General features: G+C 65.5%; 15 protein-coding genes, 1 tRNA gene and 1 pseudogene. 11 read left to right on the top strand and 6 right to left on the bottom strand.

The annotated features are described in order from the left end of the window. Positions 1 to 37: 37 nt before the first annotated feature. Positions 38 to 697, bottom strand: a complete 660-nt coding sequence (locus tag HYG95_RS16435) for a hypothetical protein (RefSeq protein ID WP_181698792.1) — start codon at positions 695 to 697, stop codon at positions 38 to 40. A 276-nt stretch (positions 698 to 973) separates the two neighbouring features. On the opposite strand from HYG95_RS16435, the gene HYG95_RS16430 reads away from it, so the two are divergent. The 7 genes and pseudogenes from HYG95_RS16430 to HYG95_RS16400 all read left to right on the top strand — a co-directional run bounded on the left by HYG95_RS16430 (position 974) and on the right by HYG95_RS16400 (position 6,547). Further along, the gene (locus tag HYG95_RS16430) at positions 974 to 2,290 is read left to right on the top strand and encodes an FtsK/SpoIIIE domain-containing protein (RefSeq protein ID WP_181698791.1); all 1,317 of its coding nucleotides are present in this window, start codon (positions 974 to 976) and stop codon (positions 2,288 to 2,290) included. Then, a complete protein-coding gene (locus HYG95_RS16425; RefSeq protein ID WP_056823555.1) occupies positions 2,287 to 2,568 on the top strand; it encodes a hypothetical protein in 282 nt (93 codons plus the stop codon). Before HYG95_RS16430 ends, HYG95_RS16425 begins: the two co-directional genes overlap by 4 nt. A 1-nt stretch (position 2,569) precedes the next feature. Then, the gene (locus HYG95_RS16420; RefSeq protein ID WP_181698790.1) at positions 2,570 to 2,761 is read left to right on the top strand and encodes a hypothetical protein; all 192 of its coding nucleotides are present in this window, start codon (positions 2,570 to 2,572) and stop codon (positions 2,759 to 2,761) included. Continuing rightward, positions 2,758 to 3,411 (top strand): hypothetical protein, encoded by a 654-nt coding sequence (locus HYG95_RS16415; protein ID WP_181698789.1) that lies wholly within the window; start codon positions 2,758 to 2,760, stop codon positions 3,409 to 3,411. Before HYG95_RS16420 ends, HYG95_RS16415 begins: the two co-directional genes overlap by 4 nt. After that, positions 3,408 to 5,195 (top strand): annotated as a pseudogene (locus HYG95_RS25185) (replication initiator). The gene HYG95_RS16415 and the pseudogene HYG95_RS25185 overlap by 4 nt, the downstream one beginning before the upstream one ends. A 12-nt stretch (positions 5,196 to 5,207) precedes the next feature. Beyond that, positions 5,208 to 5,420, top strand: coding sequence for an excisionase family DNA-binding protein (locus HYG95_RS16405; RefSeq protein ID WP_181698788.1), 213 nt, complete (start codon positions 5,208 to 5,210; stop codon positions 5,418 to 5,420). 80 nt (positions 5,421 to 5,500) lie between these two features. After that, entirely contained in the window at positions 5,501 to 6,547 is a 1,047-nt protein-coding gene (locus HYG95_RS16400; RefSeq protein ID WP_255495419.1) for a tyrosine-type recombinase/integrase, read from the top strand. A 96-nt stretch (positions 6,548 to 6,643) separates the two neighbouring features. Here the strand turns inward: HYG95_RS16400 and HYG95_RS16395 are convergent. After that, positions 6,644 to 6,714, bottom strand: a tRNA-Gly gene (locus tag HYG95_RS16395). Between the two features lie 99 nt (positions 6,715 to 6,813). On the opposite strand from HYG95_RS16395, the gene dcd reads away from it, so the two are divergent. Beyond that, complete coding sequence (gene dcd, locus HYG95_RS16390; RefSeq protein ID WP_067497111.1) at positions 6,814 to 7,413, top strand: dCTP deaminase; 600 nt, start codon at positions 6,814 to 6,816, stop codon at positions 7,411 to 7,413. Here dcd and HYG95_RS16385 read toward each other — a convergent pair. Then, a complete protein-coding gene (locus HYG95_RS16385) occupies positions 7,332 to 7,838 on the bottom strand; it encodes a hypothetical protein (RefSeq protein WP_225281509.1) in 507 nt (168 codons plus the stop codon). The two genes, dcd and HYG95_RS16385, sit on opposite strands and share 82 nt — an antisense overlap. Positions 7,839 to 8,041: 203 nt before the next feature. On the opposite strand from HYG95_RS16385, the gene HYG95_RS16380 reads away from it, so the two are divergent. The 3 genes from HYG95_RS16380 to HYG95_RS16370 all read left to right on the top strand — a co-directional run bounded on the left by HYG95_RS16380 (position 8,042) and on the right by HYG95_RS16370 (position 12,305). Further along, on the top strand, positions 8,042 to 9,301 hold the full coding sequence (locus HYG95_RS16380; RefSeq protein WP_181698786.1) for an XRE family transcriptional regulator: 1,260 nt from the start codon (positions 8,042 to 8,044) through the stop codon (positions 9,299 to 9,301). Between the two features lie 24 nt (positions 9,302 to 9,325). Next, complete coding sequence (locus HYG95_RS16375; RefSeq protein ID WP_067643759.1) at positions 9,326 to 10,579, top strand: pyridoxal phosphate-dependent aminotransferase; 1,254 nt, start codon at positions 9,326 to 9,328, stop codon at positions 10,577 to 10,579. A 451-nt stretch (positions 10,580 to 11,030) separates the two neighbouring features. Continuing rightward, the gene (locus HYG95_RS16370) at positions 11,031 to 12,305 is read left to right on the top strand and encodes a YibE/F family protein (RefSeq protein ID WP_181698785.1); all 1,275 of its coding nucleotides are present in this window, start codon (positions 11,031 to 11,033) and stop codon (positions 12,303 to 12,305) included. Position 12,306: 1 nt separating this feature from the next. Here the strand turns inward: HYG95_RS16370 and HYG95_RS16365 are convergent, their stop codons facing one another. The 3 genes from HYG95_RS16365 to HYG95_RS16355 all read right to left on the bottom strand — a co-directional run bounded on the left by HYG95_RS16365 (position 12,307) and on the right by HYG95_RS16355 (position 15,911). Continuing rightward, positions 12,307 to 13,644, bottom strand: a complete 1,338-nt coding sequence (locus tag HYG95_RS16365) for an Hsp70 family protein (RefSeq protein WP_181698784.1) — start codon at positions 13,642 to 13,644, stop codon at positions 12,307 to 12,309. A 67-nt stretch (positions 13,645 to 13,711) separates the two neighbouring features. Then, complete coding sequence (locus tag HYG95_RS16360) at positions 13,712 to 15,034, bottom strand: UDP-glucose/GDP-mannose dehydrogenase family protein (RefSeq protein ID WP_181698783.1); 1,323 nt, start codon at positions 15,032 to 15,034, stop codon at positions 13,712 to 13,714. Between the two features lie 178 nt (positions 15,035 to 15,212). Further along, entirely contained in the window at positions 15,213 to 15,911 is a 699-nt protein-coding gene (locus HYG95_RS16355) for a hypothetical protein (protein ID WP_181698782.1), read from the bottom strand. Positions 15,912 to 15,914 lie beyond the last annotated feature (3 nt).

Raw genomic sequence — 15,914 nt, 5'->3', positions numbered from 1 at the left:
TCGTCGAAGGGCCGCCACGACTCGGGGGTCCTCGGCGTTAGTTTGTGGGCTCTGTGACCGTGATCTTGGCGAGGCTGATGTCGTCCGCAATACGCTGCAGTTCTACCTCGTACCGGACACCGGTGGGTGAGTCGAGCACGACGGTCGATCGCAGAGACTGGAGGTCGGATGTGACGCTCACGAGACTGAGTGCGCTTTCCGGCCCCAGTTGGTAGCGCACGGTGACAAGTCGGACTGCCTCGCGCTTGGCGGAGTCATCGGTGATCGGCAAAGTCTCGTCGGTCTCAGCGCTGCCCCAAAGGCGTGGCAGTCGCTTCGCGATTCCTTTGATTCCGTCCCATGCGGCATTACCGACAACACCGGTCGCAATCACGGATCCCACCACAGGTGCCATCTCAGCGGCGAAGGACCAAACCATCGCTGAGCTGCCCCAGGAGTACTGGTAGCGGCGCTCATCCAGTACGAACTGGTCCTGCTTTGGGAACTGGCCCTCGATGAACTGCCGCACTTCGACCTGGTCGACGCTGCGCGCGCGGAACACGAGTGTCCAGTCGTCGCTGGGCGGATCGTCCAAGTGGTTGTGGATCCGAAGGTTGATTCGTACTTCATCGGGGTGTTCTTTCACTGGGAAAGTATGCCGCCCTTCGGACCTGTGTCTGTGCACATTCTCGGCGACTTCCTTCTCCGGCTTCCTCATACTGGCCATCCCTGAACTGAGGGAGGTCGTGTCAAGGGCGCTCTTCCCCTTGACTCGGCTGAGCGAGGTCAGACAATCGGGCCATGAGGAGCCAGCTCGACCCACGGGTTCCCCACCAACCTTCCCGCGGATTCCGTTCAGCAATTCGCCCCGTACCTGACGGCTGGCGATCCGGAACGGTGCGAACGGCGACTCTCAGATCCTCTGACCTGCGTGTTCGGTGCTCGTCGTCCAGGCGGTGACGGACCGATTTTCGTTCAGCAAGGCGGTGCGGTGATGGGCACGACTGTTGTTGCGCTGTCGACGATCCTGGCCACCGGGATGATGCTGTGGTGGCGTCGCCTCGACGGGGTGAGCCCCGCGGCTTCGGTCTCTGCTGTGGAATCTGATCCGTTGTCGCATGTGCCGGCCGAATTGCGAGTCGCGGTCATGGTGATGACCGACGTCCGCCAGCTCGCCTGCATGTGGATTGCGATCGGTCTCGGAGGCCCGGACAGCGGTTGGCCGAACGTTCTGACCATGACTCGGGTGCCTTCCGGTGCTGTCGCTGAGGTGCAGATGCTCGGCGGTCAGAAGGTCTCGGACTGGACCAATGACGACACCCGAGACCAGCTCGCCCAATACCTCGGTGTTTCGAAAGTGGTTCTCACACAAACTGATCCTGGATTCTTGACTCTGGATCTGCGGTGCTGGGACACCCTGGCCGATCCTGTCGTCGTCCACCCGAACGCGTTCGTCGCGACCGGTGTCGACCTGTCGGCCGTCCCTGTGGGTGTGCGTGAAGACGGCCGGGATTGGCTGGTACGGCTGCTCGGGACTCACATCCTGCTCGCCGGTGCGACCGGTTCGGGTAAGGGCTCGGTGCTGTGGTCGCTGGTCGCCGGGGTCGGTCCTGCCATCAAGGCCGGGTACGTCGAGGTGTGGGTGGCAGATCCCAAGGGCGGCATGGAATTTTCGCGCGGTGAGGATCTGTGGACCCGCTTCGAGTGGACCGCTGCCGGGATCCTGGGGATGCTCGCCGACGCCGTGGCGCAGATGCAGGAACGCACCGCCCAGCTCAAGGCAGCACGCATCCGCAAGTTCACGCCCTCGCCGGACATGCCATTGGTGTGGGTCGTCATCGACGAAGGCGCTGCGTTGTCCTCGTTCGCCACCCGCGACGAGCAGGAACAGTTCCGCCAGTACACCGGCCTGCTGCAATCCCAAGGCCGTGCGGTCGGCTACTCGGTCACCGCGGCTGTGCAGGACCCGTCGAAAGAAACGATGCCGAACCGGCAGCTGTTCAACGTCCGCGTTGGCCTCCGCCTGGAGGAAGTTACTCAGATCCGGATGGTCCACGGCGATTCCGCCAAGGACAAAGGTGCCCGCTGCGACGAGATCCCCGCTGACACACCCGGTGTCGGCTACGTCGCCGAGGACGGCAAAGACGGGTTCGTGCGGGTCCGAGCGTTCATGGTCACCGACGACGACATCGACACCCTGGTAACCGCCTACGGGCCAGAAAAGCCGGACTACAGCCCGCAAGCCGACTACACCGGCTTCGATCCCGACTACATCCCAGGCGAAGACGACGAGCAAGGGATGGCGGCATGAAACGCGGAATGGTCACCGAATCCCATGTCGTCATCTACTGCGATACCTGCGGCGACATCCTCACCGACGCCGATGGGGAATCGATCTGCTTCGACACCACAAACCAAGCCGTGTCGTTCCTGGGCGCTGACCGTGCGAGTGGCTGGGTCTACGACGGCGACACCGTCCGCTGTGACATCTGCGTAGCGACTCAGCAGTGCCAGCGCGATGGCCACCAGTTCACCGAACTCGAATGCACCGTCTGCGGCATCTTCCCCGCCGATCACAAGGAGTACTGACATGGCACGCAAGAACACCACCCGCACCGGCGACGGTCTCGCCGACGTCATCGACTTCCAGACCCGCAGCCGCTGCCGGTCCGAAGCCCGCGGCCTCGACCCCCTCTCAGTCGCGGTCACGATGCTCGCCGAGACCAGCCACGCCCCTGCCTGGAACGACTACGGCACGGATGGATGGGACGACGCAGCATGACTCGCACACAGAAGATCACCATCACGACCACCACTGACTTCGCCGACGTCGTGATGGACGCCATCGGCCGCGCCATGATCGCCGTCGTCGTCGCCGGTTTTCAACTGGTGTGGTGGGCGGCCCTGTTCCCGATGGTCTCGGTGCCCGCCGGCCTTTCTCTCGCCTCTGGTTGGTGGTTCGGCTGGCCGTTCGGGGTCGGGGTGGCCGGTGTGGCTGCCGCGGGGATGGTGTTGTGGCGAGCGTCGAGTCCGCAGACCTTCGAGCGCTGGCTCACCGGTCGTATCCGGTCCCGGTGGATGACTTGGTTCCGCTACCGCCGCCGCTGGGCAACCGTGATGGCCGCTTGCCAGCTCACCAAGACCGACAACAACGACCGGGTGATCGTCCCTGCACTGGCTGGTGTCCGGATCGGTGAATCCCTCGACGTCGTGAAAGCCAAGATGCTGCCCGGTCACTCTCCAAGCGACTGGGAGAACCGCGTCGAGCACCTGGCCCACGCCTTCGGCACCCGCCACGCCCAAGCCGCCATCGTCGGTGCCAGCCTCGTCGAAATCACCTTCCGCCGCTCCGATTCGCTCGCCGCTCCGATCGCCGTCGACTTCGAATCGATGGCCGGATTCAAAACCTTGCCGTTGCGCAAGGCCGCATGAACATCACCACCGATCACCTAGCTGAGGGAGGCCGCACCATGGACACCACCACCAACACCGCCCAATCCGTGCTCGCGGCTTCCCTCGGCCGTACGACTGCCGCCCAACGCCGCGCGATGCCCTCGCTCAAGGGCATCGCCGAATCGGCCGCCGACAAAGAAGGCGTGTGCGCTCGGGTCATTCCCATGCGTGCCGTCGACGATTCCACCGGCAAGATCTCCTACATCGGCGCCCCGTGCAAATGCCGCTTCGAAGCAATCTGCCCGGCCTGCGCCAAGACCTACCGCACCCTGCGGATGAACCAACTCCGCGAAGGGTGGTGCCTGAGTGAGGAACCGGTCGACGAGACCGTTGAGCCCACCCAGGAACAAACAGACTTGCTCACTGCCCGCGCGCACCTGTTCGACCAGTTCCGTCAAGCCCATGAAGATAACGACACCGGCCTGGCCGACTCGATCCGCACATTGGTCGCCGAGATCGACGCCGAACTGCGTGACCTGGGTGTCAAAGGTCGGTTCCCGTCGCTGGATGAGAAGCCACGCCGTAAGGCCAAGTCCACTCGTCGCCGCCAGGACGTGCCGAACCTTCCTCGTCGGAAGGTCGAAAAGCGCACCCTGGGCCAGGTTTACAACGGCTACCAGCCCTCAACCTTCCTGACGGTCACCCTCGGCAGCTACGGCGCAATCAACCAGGTATGGGACCCCAAGGCAGGCAAAGACGGCAAGGGCGCGATGGTCTCAGATGGTTCCCCGGTCGACGCCGAAACCTACGACTACTCCCGCGCTGCCCGTGACGCCATCCACTTCGCCGCCCTGGTCGACCGCTGGGTTCAGAACCTGCGACGGGCCGTCGGCTGAGACGTGCAGTACTTCGGCAGTGTCGAACCGCAGAAACGTGGTGCCCCGCACGCCCACATCGCTATTCGCGGGTCGGTGTCGAACAAGATGCTCAAGGCGGTCACCGCGGCGACCTACCGCCAGATCTGGTGGCCGCACTTCGACAAGCCGGTCTACCGCGACGGGCAGATGCCCGAATGGGACTACGTCGCCGGCACTTTCGTCGACCCCCAAACCGGCGAACCACTGACTTCCTGGGACGACGCACTGGCCGTGATGGACGACGTAGACGACCTCGAACCCGCGCACGTGATCCGGTTCGGTGTGCAGGCCAAACCGATTCAGATCCTCGGTGGCACCGACAAGATGGAACGACGGGTGCGCTACCTGACCAAGTACCTCACCAAGAGCGTCGCTGACCTGCTCGAACCCGATTCGCGTCGTGTCGCCGAACACTACGACCGCTTGCACGCGGAGATGTGCGTGACGCCGTGCTCCCAGAGCTGCGGGGTGTGGTTGCGCTACGGCATCGTGCCCAAGGGCGCCACCGAGAAGACACAGCCGGGCTACTGCAAGCGCAAAGCCCACCGGCGCGACACCCTCGGCGTTCCCGGTCGCCGGGTCCTGAACTCGAAGAAGTGGACCGGCAAGACCCTGCCCGACCACAAGGCCGAACGCGCGGAGTTTGTTCGGCAACAGCTCGCGGCCGTGGGCATCGTCAAACCCGATACCTCACATGTGCGGGTGTATCCGGTCCCGCCTGGTGATCCGGACGCACCACCCCGCGAAAACCTGGTGATGGCACTCGTAGCGGCCCGGTCGAAGTGGCGCGCTGAGTACAACACGGCCCTTATTGCGCTGGCGGAGAATCCACCTGGCGATCAGGTTGTTTCGCATGATCCGGTTGTGCCACAACAGATTTCAGCAATTCAGCAAGCGGCAGCTTAGGGAGGCAGACAGATGGCAATTGACATCGGTGCGGAGTATCTGACGGTCGAACAGGCCGCCGAATATCTCGGCACGGGCGTTCGGTTCATTCGCCGAATCGTGGCGGAGCGACGGGTAGTGTTCTACAAGGTCGGCAGCTACGTGCGGTTCATGCGATCGGATCTTGACGCATTCGCACAGGCCGGTCGTGTGTACGTGGCCCCGAGCGACCAGGTGGTGGCGTGATGGGAAAGCGTGGATTCGGTAGCGTCCGCAAGCTGGTCTCGGGTCGGTGGCAGGCGCGTTACCGCGGCCCGGATGGTCAAATGCGTCCTGCACCAAGGACGTTCGAGACCAAGAAGGCGGCCGAGCGGTGGTTGTCCACGACCGAGGTACAGATTATCCAAGGTGACTGGATCGACCCGGAGCGGAGCAAGATCACCGTTCACGAATACGTCGAACGGTGGATTGACCAGCGTCCCGGGCTGAGGCCCAAGACCCTGTCGCTGTACCGCTGGCTGCTGCGCGCGCACGTGAAGTCGACGGCAATGGGCGGTACCCAGCTCGGCACGCTCACCACGCCGATGGTTCGGCAATGGCGGTCCGAACGGCTCGACGTTGGTGCCTCGGAGATCACGACGGCGAAGGCGTACCGGCTGGTCCGAGCGGCGTTGAACACCGCCGTGGATGAGGACAAGATCATTCCGCGTAATCCGGTCCGCGTGAAGGGCGCCGACAAGGAGGACAGCCCAGAACGTCCGGTGTTGTCAGTGGCTCAGGTGTTCGCGCTCGCCGGTGCCGTGCCGGAGCGGTATCGGGTGGTGATCCTGCTGACCTCGTTCCTGTCGCTGCGATGGGGTGAGGCATCTGCGCTGACTCGGGCCGACATCACCGACGGCGCGGAGAGTGTGCGAGTCGGCAAGGCGATGGTCGAGGTCGCCGGGCTCGGTCTGGTGGTTTCTCGCCCCAAGTCGCGGGCAGGTGTTCGAACGCTGACGGTTCCAGAAGCGATCCGGCCCGACATCCTGGCTCACCTCGAGAAGTACGTCGACAACCGGCCAGATGCCTACGTGTTCACCGGGCTGAGGGGGAATCCGTTGCGACGGTCCAACTTCACCAAGAACGTGAACTGGAAGACGGCCACCATGTCGGTCGGGCTCGCTGGCATCCACATCCACGACTTGCGCCATGCCGGGAACCTGTGGGCCTCGAAATCGGGGATGTCGACCAAGGATCTGATGTCGCGGATGGGCCACGACGATATGCGGGCCGCGCTGATCTACCAGCGGGCGACTGACGACGCCGAACGTCGCATTGCCAGCGATCTTTCGCAGATGGCCAAGGACTACCGCGACGGCCGTTCCAGTGCCTAAGTGGCACGTGTGTGGCACGGCGGCCCCTTGGGACCACCTCGGCCAGACCGACAGAAACAACAAAACCCCCAGGATGACCTGGGGGTTTTGTCTTTGAGCCGATGACGGGAATCGAACCCGCGCTACCTGCTTGGGAAGCAGGAGTTCTACCATTGAACTACATCGGCAGTTGTGCGATCGCGACTCTATCAGAACTGGCGTGCGGGGATGCAAGTCTTCGGGGGCTCGGTCGGGTGGTGGGGGCGTCACCTGCTTAAACTGGGCCGGTGCTGCTCTCCGATCGTGACATTCGCGCCGAGATCGCCGCTGGGCGGCTCGGGGTCGAGCCGATGCTCGAGTCGATGGTTCAGCCGTCGAGTATCGATGTTCGGCTCGACGGCCTGTTCCGGGTGTTCGACAACAGCCGGTACACCCATATCGATCCGGCCCAGCAGCAGGACGAGCTGACCAGTCTGGTCGAGCCGAAGCCGGGGGAGCCGTTCGTGCTGCATCCGGGAGAGTTCGTGCTCGGGTCGACACTGGAGATGTGCACTTTGCCCGACGACCTGGCCGGGCGGTTGGAGGGCAAGTCGAGTCTGGGCAGGCTCGGGTTGCTCACGCATTCGACGGCGGGGTTCATCGACCCGGGGTTCAGCGGGCACATCACGCTCGAGCTGTCGAATGTGGCGAATCTGCCGATCACCCTGTGGCCGGGGATGAAGATCGGGCAGTTGTGCCTGATCCGGTTGACGAGCCCGGCCGAGCATCCGTACGGGAGTGCGGCGGCCGGGTCGAAGTATCAGGGTCAGCGGGGGCCGACGCCGTCGCGGTCGTACCTGAATTTTCCCCTGTCGCCCGATTCGCTCAACGCGGTCGAGACACGCTGAGGACCGACTTCCAGAGCGATCCGCAGCACCTTCGTGAGCGGGGGGAACACGTCGCCGGGGCACGGCGGGCGCACCCAGTGGCAGCCCTCGCGGCTCCAGCGGCCGAGGCTGGTCGGCAGCATCACGGCGCTGCCGATGCCTGGTACGTCGATATCGAGGCCCGACAGTTCGGCGGCGAGATCGTCGGTGGGTCTGGCATCGGGTGTGGCGAGCACGCTCCAGCGGATCTGACGGGCGAGCACCGGGCCTTCCGTTCGTTGCTCGTGTAGCACCGCGAACACCTTCTCGGCACGCGCGGTCGGCAGATGGACCACACACAACCGATCGGTGATCGGCAACATCACGAAGCCACCACGCTCGCGCACGGGCAGCCCGAATTCGCGCTGGTAGCAACGCACCCAGTCATCGACAGTCCTGGCTTCCACCCCTTCAGGATCACCCCTCACGGCGGTCGGTGACCACTGCCCCGCACCGCCCTTTCGCTGCCTCAGGCAACCGATTCGGCGAACATGTGGTGTGTCTCACTGTCGCGCTCGTACTCTGGAAGGTGTTGTCCATCGGATGAGGTGACGTCGTGGTCGGGGAGTGGACGGGTAGAGAGGCCAGAGCTCTTCGCGATGCCAAACGAATGAGCATCCGGGAGTTCGCGGCTCATCTGGGCGTGCACGAACGGCTGGTGTCGAAATGGGAAGCCGGTGGGGCGCGGGTGAAGCCGCGGCCGGTGAACCAGGCGGCACTCGATACGTCGCTGGCCCGCTCCGACGAGGTGGTCCGCGCCAGATTCACGGCGCTGCTCGCCCCGGCGGGCGAGACCGACCTGCTCGCCTTCGTCGACGCGGGGGTAAGCAAAAGCGCTGTGCCCGAGTTGATGTCGGAGAGGGAGTTGATCATGGCGGCTGCGCACGAGGCCAGCGAACACGCGGCCGCCGCGGAGAGCACCAATGTCGGACCGACCACGTTGGCCCAGCTCGATGCCGACGTGCGAAGGATCGCCACCGAATACGTCTATGCCGCACCGGCTCCCATGATGGTGGAGATGTTGCGGGTGCGGCGGCGGGTGTACCGACTGCTCGACGGACAGCAGAAGCCGGTGGACACCTCGCACCTGTATTTGCTGGCGGGCACCCTGTCCGGCTTGCTCGCCAACGCGAGCACCGACCTCGGCTATCTCGATGCCGCGGGCGAACAGATCAGGGCCGCTTGGGCTTACGCCGAACTCAGCGGGCACAACGGGTTACGCGCGTGGACGCGCGGCATGCACGCGCTGATCGAGAACTGGTCGGATCGTCCCCGCAACGCTGTCCAATTAGCCCGTGGCGGACAGGAATTCGCACCCGGCGGGCTGGCGCGCGTGCGGTTGCTCAATATCGAGGCACGGGTGTGGGCGAGGCTGGGCAACGACTCCGAGACCGACCGATGCCTGCGCGCGGCCGAGTCGGTCGATCCGGACCGGCGCGAGGAGCTGCACGACGAGATCGGCGGGGTGTTCGGCTTCCCGACGGCCAAGGCCGCCTATTACGCGGGCGCCACCTGCATCCAGCTCGGTCGCGCCGAGCAGGCGCTCACGGCCACCGAACGCGCGATCGCGCTGTACTCGAGCGGGCCGCCGCTGCAGCGCTCCTACGGTGCCGAGTCGCTGGCGCGCGTCGACAACGCAGCCGCGCACCTCATCAACGGGAGTATCGACGGCGCGGCCGACGCCCTGCGTCCGGTGCTCGGCCTCCCGGAGGACCGGCGCATCGCTCAGCTGGGCGAACGGCTGGTCGGTCTGCGCCGCCGGATCGCCGCCCCGAACTACCGCAATGCGGTCGAAGCGCGCGGGCTCGACGAGCGCATCGAGGAGTTCTGCCTGGAAACGGCGGCTCAGGCGGGCAAACCCCGGCTGTGAATGTTGTCGGCAACCATCCCTAACATGGGGTGGGTGAGTCCACAGCATCCGCATGTCGCCCCGCGCGTCCTCGAGCAGTCGAAGAAACTGCAGGACGTGGTCTACGAGATCCGTGGGCCGGTACACGCGCAGGCAGCACGCCTGGAGGCCGAGGGCCATCGCATCCTCAAGCTCAACATCGGCAACCCGGCCCCGTTCGGGTTCGAGGCGCCCGATGTGATCATGCGCGACATGATCGCGGCGCTGCCGTACGCGCAGGGGTACTCCGAGTCCAAGGGGATCCTGTCGGCGCGACGCGCGATCGTCACCCGCTACGAGCTGGTGCCGGGCTTCCCCGAGCTCGACGTGGACGACGTCTACCTGGGCAACGGCGTGTCGGAGCTGATCACCGTCACCATGCAGGCGCTGCTCGACAACGGCGACGAGGTGCTGATCCCGGCGCCGGACTACCCGCTGTGGACGGCCATGACCAGCCTCGCCGGCGGCACCCCGGTGCACTACCTGTGCGACGAGGAGAACGGCTGGCAGCCCGATATCGCCGATATCGAATCGAAGATCACCGACCGCACCAAGGCGCTGCTGGTGATCAACCCGAACAACCCGACGGGCGCGGTGTACTCGGCGGAGGTGCTGCAGCAGATCGTCGACCTGGCGCGCAAGCATCGGTTGCTGCTGCTCGCCGACGAGATCTACGACAAGATCCTCTACGACGACGCCAAGCACATCTCGCTGGCCTCGCTGGCCCCGGACCTGCTGTGCCTGACGTTCAACGGCCTGTCCAAGGCTTATCGGGTGGCCGGGTACCGCTCGGGCTGGCTCGCGATCACCGGGCCCAAGGACCACGCGGCCGGGTTCCTCGAGGGGATCGATCTGCTCGCCTCGTCCCGGCTGTGCCCGAATGTGCCCGCTCAGCACGCCATTCAGGTAGCGCTCGGCGGCCATCAGAGCATCGAGGACCTGATCCTGCCCGGCGGGCGGTTGCTCGAGCAGCGCGATGTGGCGTGGGAGCGGCTGAACATGATCCCCGGCGTGTCGTGTGTGAAGCCGCGTGGCGCGCTGTATGCCTTCCCCCGTCTGGATCCGAATGTGCACGAGATCCACGACGACGGGAAGCTTGTGCTCGATCTGTTGTTACAAGAGAAGATCCTCATGGTGCAGGGCACGGGCTTCAACTGGCCCGCCACCGATCACCTGCGGATCGTGACATTGCCGTGGGCACGGGACTTGGCCGTGGCGATCGAAAGGTTCGGTAACTTCTTGTCCAGTTACCGACAGTGAGTGTCACAGTGTCAGGGGCCTTGACGGGGACGGCATAGGGTTAGACCGGCTGAAACCAACTCGGGGTTGGGAAATCTCGGGATTTTGAAGATGCACTAGCGCAAAAGTCCAAGTTTTGTGTACAGTGGGCATCGGCGCTTCGGCGCCCCGGCCCGGTCGTCTACCCCCCCTGGACGACCGAGAGCCCTAGGTACGAGCGCCTACCCCCCTGGGCGCCTGCCTGACGGGCGGCGGAGACAACCCCCTGCTCTCCGCCGCCCTGTACCTTTCCGCCTCTCCGCGAATTTTGGCCGGATTCACGCGCGGGGTTCTTTGCGTTGGCGGCCAGACTTGCGTTGTTGGGGCTGGTAGCCCGTGCCCGGTGAGTTACCCATGTTCTTGCGAGATCTGGGGTTGCGTTCTTCGGCTGCGTGAGTCGTTCTTGAAAACGGGTTCCCTTAAGCTTCTCCGGGTGAGCGATCATCATCACCATCATCACCACGATCATTCGGGGCCCATCGCTATCGGGGCTACCGCGGCCAAGGTTGTTGTCGGGCTGTTGGCGGTTATCGGGGTGGCGGTGTTGATTGCTACCGCGCTGTTGTGGCCGAGTAAGCCCGAGATCGATATTCCCGCGCCGATGGGGACCGTCAGTGGTGGGGCGGTGCAGACCGAGGCGGGGACTGTCGTCATGCAGGAGGTGGGGCTGTGTGGGAGTCCCTCGCACGGGAAGGCGTTTCCCGACAAGCCGGTGCAGCCGCAGGTGGGGTACTCGTGTCAGCGCAGCATCATCGACATCCGGTCGGGGCCCGACAAAGGTAAGAAGACGCTGTTCGAAATCGCGCCGGGGCCGGGACAACCCGATCTACGGGTGGGCGACGAGATCCGGATCGTGCGGGCCGCCGACCCGAGCGGCGGGACCATCTACGGGTTCGAGGACTACTCCCGCGGGTTGCCGCTGACATTGATCGTGATCGCGTTCGTCGCGGTGATCTGCATCGTCGCGCGGTGGCGTGGCTTCCGGGCGCTCGTCGGTTTGTGTTTCGCCTTCGGCGTCGTGGTGATCTTCCTGCTGCCCGCGCTGCTCGACGGAAAACCGGCGATCCCGGTCGCGCTCGTGTCGGGAGCGCTGATCCTCTACGTGGTGCTCTACCTCGCGCACGGACTGAATCTGCGGACCAGTTCGGCCCTGCTCGGCACGCTGGCATCGATGCTCGTGGCGGCGGGGTTGTCGTGGCTGACGTTGAAGGTCACCCACCTCACCGGGTTGTCCGAAGAACAGAACACCAATGTGGCCACCTACATCCAGCACGTCAGCATCACCGGGCTGCTGCTCGCGGGATTCATCATCGGCTCGCTCGGCGTGCTCAACGACGTCACCATCACCCAGGCCTCGGCCGCCTTCGAACTCGCCGCCCTCGACGAAGGGGCCTCGCGACGCGAGATCTTCACCGCCGCCATGCGCGTGGGACGCGACCACATCGCCAGCACCGTCTACACCCTCGTGCTCGCCTACGCCGGTGGCGCGCTACCGCTGCTGCTGTTGTTCAGCGTGGCAGGGCGATCCATCACCGACGTGCTCACCGGTGACGCCGTCGCCATCGAGATCACCCGATCCGCGGTCGGCGGTATCGCCCTCGCCCTGTCGGTCCCGTTGACCACCGGCATCGCGGTGCTGCTCGCCCGGCCCTTCGGGGGGCAGAAGGCGACCGTCGCGCCGCCACGCGCCCGGCACGCCAGGAACTGAACTACCGCCCGGGCGGCGGCATACCGGGCAGCACCACCGGCGGCAACGTCGGCACGATGATCGGCGGCAGGCCCGGCACCACGGTGAAGGTGTTGGGGCCCTGCGTCGGTGCCGGTTCCTCCGTCGGGGAATTCGGCGGAAGCTGGACGGGCGGAGCCGCCACTGTGCCGTGCACCGCTTCGGTGGTAGACGGCGGCGCCGTGGTCGGTACGGTCGGGCGCGGCGTCGAACTGGCCGGTACTGCCTGCGAACCGTCGCTGGAATTACCGCTCTCGAGCACTTCGGGGCCGTAGCCGAGGCCGATACCGATCGCCGCGACCACCGCCAGCGAACTGACCGTGAGCACCGCGCCGTTCAACTCCCGGCGATTGTGCCCGCGACCGGTCAGGGCGGCGAGCGGGCGCCTGCCACGGGTCGGGGCGGTGAGCCAGGCGGGCGTCACCTCGTCGAGCTGCTCGATGGGTGCGATCGGCGCCGCGACCGGCGCCTGTGCGACCTGCGCGGGCCTGGCCAGCAACGCGGCACCGCGCGCCAACGCGGTCTCCGGCTCGAGCGGGACGATCACCGGCACCCCGATCGTGCGCTCGAGCACCCGCGCGATCAGCGGGATCCGGGCCCCGCCACCGATCACCAGCACCGCCTGCACCGGATGCTGGGCCCGGATGATGACATCGCGGGTCATCCGCGCCGACGACTCGATCGCCAGCATCATCAGCGCTTCGAAGTTCTCCTGGGTGAGCAGCACCAGCCCCTGCTCACTCGGCAACGCCACCGCATTGCTGCTCGACAGCTGCTCCTTGGCCGCCCGGCACAACGCGTCGAGCGCGGCCAGGCCGGCCGGATCGGCGGGGTGGGCGATGCGGCCCGACGCGATCTGCTGCTCGCGGATCAGCGAATCGAGGTAGTCGCCGCTGATGTCGCTGATGCGTTCACACTGGCGCACATCGCTGGTTCGCGCGTCGACCACGCTCACCGTGAGACCAGAACTGCCCAGGTCGTAGACGGCGAGCGTGGAAACTTCACGCAGGTCGGCGGTGGCGTGCGCGAAATGCACGGCGGCAACGGCTTCGGGAATCAGCTGGTAGTTGGTGAGTTGCCTGCGGGCCATGGCGGCGCGGATGGCACGAGCCTGCGGTTCGCTGCGGAAGGTGACAGTGGTCGCCGCGACCTCGGGGCCCGCGGCGAGGGTGGCGGCGATCGCGTCGGCCGCCGATTCTTCCGCGTGTTGTTCGGGGACCGGAAGGGTATGCACCTGAAAGGAATTCGGTGCGCCACCGGGCTGCGGGCGCGCCAGGCGCACCGTCGCCGCTCCGACGGAAACTCCCAAAACCGCACTCATCAGCTGCCCATCTCGTTGCACGACATGCGGAGCCTGCACAACCTGCCAGCCCCCGCCCGCCGTAACTCTACGGGGTGCCGAGTCCGGCGTACACCCACCCGGCATCACGCCAGGCGTGACGATCCAGACAATTGCGACCATCGATGATCGAGCGGGAACGTACCACCGGTTCCAGATCGGCGGGCGTCAAATCCGTGAATTCATTCCATTCGGTAAGGACCAGAACTACATCGGCGCGATCACACGCCTCGGCGACGGATGTCGCGTAGTTCAGAGTGGGGAAGACGCGACGCGAATTCTCCACCGCTTTCGGGTCGTACACGGTGACCACGGCGCCGTGCAGCTGGATCATCCCGGCCACGTTGAGCGCGGGCGAATCGCGCACGTCATCGGACTCCGGCTTGAACGCCGCGCCGAGGACGGCGACGTTCGCGCCGAGCAGGGAGCCGCCGCAGGCGCGGGCGGCCATGTCGACCACTTTGGTGCGGCGCCGCATATTGATGTTGTCGACCTCGCGCAAGAATGCGACCGCATGATCGGCGCCGAGTTCGCCCGAGCGGGCCATGAAAGCGCGAATGTCCTTCGGTAAGCAGCCGCCGCCGAAACCCAGTCCGGCATTGAGGAATCGACGGCCGATGCGTGCGTCGTAGCCGAGCGCATCGGCGAGCATCGTGACATCGGCGCCCGTTGCCTCACAGACTTCGGAAACGGCGTTGATGAACGAAATCTTTGTGGCCAGAAAGGCATTCGCCGAAACTTTCACCAATTCCGCGGTGGCTAAATCGGTGAGCAGGAAAGGGATTTCGGCATCGATGAGATCGGCGTAGATGTCGCGAATGTGTTGTTCGACCCAATCTGCGCGCTCGCGGGTGCGGTCGAGGCCGAGGACGAGGCGGTCGGGACGCAAGGTGTCCTGCACTGCGAAGCCCTCACGCAGGAACTCGGGGTTCCAGGCCACCTCCACGTCGACGTCGGTGAGTGCGCGAGCCCGGATGCCGAGGGCCGCAGCGGTTCCCACCGGGACGGTCGACTTGCCGACGATCATCGCCGGACGTTCCAGCATCGGGACGAGGGTGTCGACCACGGCGTGCACGTACTTCAGGTCGGCACCGTACTCGCCCTTCTTCTGCGGTGTGCCGACACCGAGGAAGTGGACATCGGCGTGCGCGGCCGCGTCCTCGTAGTCGGTGGTGAACCGCAGCCTGCCCGCCGCGAGGTTGCGCTGCAGCACCTCGTCGAGCCCCGGTTCGTAGAACGGCACCACCCCGTCGGCCAGTTTGGCCACCTTGCCGGGATCGACATCGACCCCGACCACATCGTGCCCCAGCTCGGCCATACACGCTGCGTGCGTGGCCCCCAGGTACCCCGTTCCGAAGACTGTGCATCGCATACTCTCGTTGGTAAGCGGCGCGCGTGGCTACGCCGCGTCAGCGAGGCAAGGGCGGGCGCAACATCTGGTGTACAGGGGGGAACGTGAGTTCGTCCCGCCGTTGTATGGGGCTTCTACCTGCGGTGATATGTCGCTGCTGTGTGCATGGTTCGGTTCGTGGGCGTGCATCGAGCAGTGGCTAGCTCGGTTTGTGGTGCTCGGCCAGGAGCTTGATGAGGGTCATGACCAAGCCGAGGTTGCGGATCTCGTCCAGTCCGATCAGGGGGATGGACTTTCGAGAGCGGGTGTAGCACCAGAGCATGCCGTCGGCCGCGGTCGCTTTCACAAGGTCGGACCAGGCCCGTGACTTCGAGCCCACGTGCAGCTCGGTGGCGCTGATCGCGATCTTGTGGAAGTCCAGCGTCTTGCCGCGCTGTAGGTCGGACCAGGCATCGGGGAGCTGGGTGCGGGCGATGCCTGCCTGCACCTCGGGTCCCCACACGCCTTCGAAGACGAACGGGGCGCCGCGCTGGATATCGGTGACGCGTCGACCCTCGAAGCGCGGGGTGGTGACGTGGGCGCCGCGGCCGATCGCGAACGCGCGGCGGTCGTCTCCGACGAGCACCCATCTGCTGTCGGTGAGACCGCCGTTGATGGAGCGGTTGTAGTTCCAGACCGAGGTCGAGCGCCAGGCGAAGGCGGTGGGTGGGTGGTCGCCGGTGAAGGCCAGACCGTCCTCGTAGACGTAGAGGCGGGCGTTGTTCAGGCGGGTGAATACCCAGCGTTGATACGGGCCGAAGACCTCACGCAGCGCACCCAGGTTGTGTTGTGCCGCAAGCTCTTCGATCGCGGCTGGTGTTGCTTCGCGGTTTTGTATGCCGCGCAGCTCTGTTCCCACGGA

Source organism: Nocardia sp. GTS18 (genome assembly GCF_013839555.1).
Lineage (GTDB): Bacteria > Actinomycetota > Actinomycetes > Mycobacteriales > Mycobacteriaceae > Nocardia > Nocardia rosealba.
This window is presented reverse-complemented; position numbering and strand designations above follow the sequence as displayed.

Excerpts from the sequence above, each read along its gene's own strand:
- HYG95_RS16425 (WP_056823555.1), top strand. The coding sequence starts at position 2,287 with ATGAAACGCGGAATGGTCACCGAATCCCATGTCGTCATCTACTGCGAT.
- HYG95_RS16435 (WP_181698792.1), bottom strand. The coding sequence starts at position 697 with ATGAGGAAGCCGGAGAAGGAAGTCGCCGAGAATGTGCACAGACACAGG.
- HYG95_RS16430 (WP_181698791.1), top strand. The coding sequence starts at position 974 with ATGGGCACGACTGTTGTTGCGCTGTCGACGATCCTGGCCACCGGGATG.
- HYG95_RS16375 (WP_067643759.1), top strand. The coding sequence starts at position 9,326 with ATGGGGTGGGTGAGTCCACAGCATCCGCATGTCGCCCCGCGCGTCCTC.
- HYG95_RS16420 (WP_181698790.1), top strand. The coding sequence starts at position 2,570 with ATGGCACGCAAGAACACCACCCGCACCGGCGACGGTCTCGCCGACGTC.
- HYG95_RS16400 (WP_255495419.1), top strand. The coding sequence starts at position 5,501 with ATGCGTCCTGCACCAAGGACGTTCGAGACCAAGAAGGCGGCCGAGCGG.
- HYG95_RS16415 (WP_181698789.1), top strand. The coding sequence starts at position 2,758 with ATGACTCGCACACAGAAGATCACCATCACGACCACCACTGACTTCGCC.
- HYG95_RS16360 (WP_181698783.1), bottom strand. The coding sequence starts at position 15,034 with ATGCGATGCACAGTCTTCGGAACGGGGTACCTGGGGGCCACGCACGCA.
- HYG95_RS16365 (WP_181698784.1), bottom strand. The coding sequence starts at position 13,644 with ATGAGTGCGGTTTTGGGAGTTTCCGTCGGAGCGGCGACGGTGCGCCTG.
- HYG95_RS16380 (WP_181698786.1), top strand. The coding sequence starts at position 8,042 with ATGAGCATCCGGGAGTTCGCGGCTCATCTGGGCGTGCACGAACGGCTG.
- HYG95_RS16405 (WP_181698788.1), top strand. The coding sequence starts at position 5,208 with ATGGCAATTGACATCGGTGCGGAGTATCTGACGGTCGAACAGGCCGCC.